Source organism: Nocardia sp. CY15, from assembly GCF_009829295.1.
Lineage (GTDB): Bacteria > Actinomycetota > Actinomycetes > Mycobacteriales > Mycobacteriaceae > Nocardia > Nocardia sputi.
The window spans coordinates 1-1,776 of the sequence record NZ_VUOT01000086.1 but is presented as its reverse complement, the minus strand read 5'-3'; the positions used below and the strand labels follow the sequence as shown (position 1 = coordinate 1,776).

Sequence of the window (1,776 nt, the reverse complement as noted above, 5' to 3'; positions counted from 1 at the left end):
CAGGTGCTGGATTGGAGTGACGCGCCGGTGGCGAAGTGGTTCGTCGGCGGCAAGCTCAACGTCGCCTACAACTGCGTGGACCGCCACGTCCTCGACGGCCACGGCGACCAGGTCGCCATCCACTGGGAAGGCGAACCCGGCGACTCCCGCGCCATCACCTACCGCGAACTGCTCGACGACGTCTGCCGGGCCGCGAACGCACTGACCGACCTCGGCCTCGTCGCCGGAGACCGCGTCGCGATCTACATGCCGATGGTCCCCGAAGCCATCATCGCCATGCTCGCCTGCGCCCGCCTCGGCCTCACCCACTCGGTCGTCTTCGCCGGCTTCTCCCCCACCGCCCTACGCCAACGCGTCGACGACGCGCAAGCCCGGCTGGTGATCACCACCGACGGACAGTGGCGCCGCGGCAAAGCCGCCCCCTTGAAACAAGCCGTCGACCAAGCCCTCCACGCACACAGCACCACCCCCGGCAGCGTCGAGCACGTGCTGGTGGTGCGCCGCACCGGCATCGAAGTCCCCTGGACCGACAACCGCGACCTGTGGTGGCACGACACCGTCACCACCGCATCCCCCACCCACCAACCACAACCCTTCGACGCCGAACACCCCCTGTTCATCCTCTACACCTCCGGCACCACCGGAAAACCCAAAGGCATCCTCCACACCACCGGCGGCTACCTCACCCAAACCGCCTACACCCACCACACCGTCTTCGACCACAAACCCGGCCAAGACACCTACTGGTGCACCGCCGACATCGGCTGGGTCACCGGCCACAGCTACATCGTCTACGGCCCCCTCACCAACCGCAGCACCCAAATCGTCTACGAAGGCACCCCCAACCACCCCGACGAACACCGCCACTTCCACCTCATCGAAAAATACGGCGTCACCATCTACTACACCGCCCCCACCCTCATCCGCACCTTCATGAAATGGGGCCGCGACATCCCCGACGCCCACGACCTGTCCACACTACGGCTACTCGGCTCCGTCGGCGAACCCATCAACCCCGAAGCCTGGCGCTGGTACCGCCAAGTCATCGGCGCCGACCGCACCCCCATCGTCGACACCTGGTGGCAGACCGAGACCGGCGCCATCATGATCTCCCCCCTACCCGGCGTCACCACCACCAAACCCGGCGCCGCCATGACCCCACTACCCGGCATCAGCGCCCAAGTCGTCGACGAAGAAGCCAAACCCGTCCACCGCGGAGAAACCGAAGCCAACGGCTACCTCGTCCTCGACCAACCCTGGCCGTCGATGCTGCGCGGCATCTGGGGCGACATGCAACGCTTCCGGGAAACCTACTGGCAACGCTTCGCCGCACAAGGCTGGTACTTCGCCGGCGACGGCGCCAAACTCGACACCGACGGCGACCTCTGGATCCTCGGCCGCGTCGACGACGTCATGAACATCTCCGGCCACCGCATCTCCACCGCCGAAGTCGAATCCGCCCTCGTCGCACACCACACCGTCGCCGAAGCCGCCGTCGTCGGCGCCACCGACCCCACCACCGGCCAAGGCATCGTCGCCTTCGTCATCCTCACAGCCCAAGCCCACAACACCGGAACCACACTCATCGACGACCTCAAAACCGAAGTCGCCCGCCACATCAGCCCCATCGCCCGACCCCGCGAAATCCACATCGTCCCCGAACTCCCCAAAACCCGCAGCGGCAAAATCATGCGCCGCCTCCTGCGAGACGTCGCCGAAGGACGCGAACTCGGCGACACCTCCACCCTCGTCGACCCGAGCGTCTTCGAAGCGATC

1 protein-coding gene is annotated in these 1,776 nt (G+C 66.5%); it reads left to right on the top strand.

Annotation, left to right across the window (positions count from 1 at the left end):
- The coding region (gene acs, locus GVY39_RS33675; RefSeq protein ID WP_159931018.1) for an acetate--CoA ligase at positions 1-1,776 on the top strand (1,776 nt) is incomplete at both ends.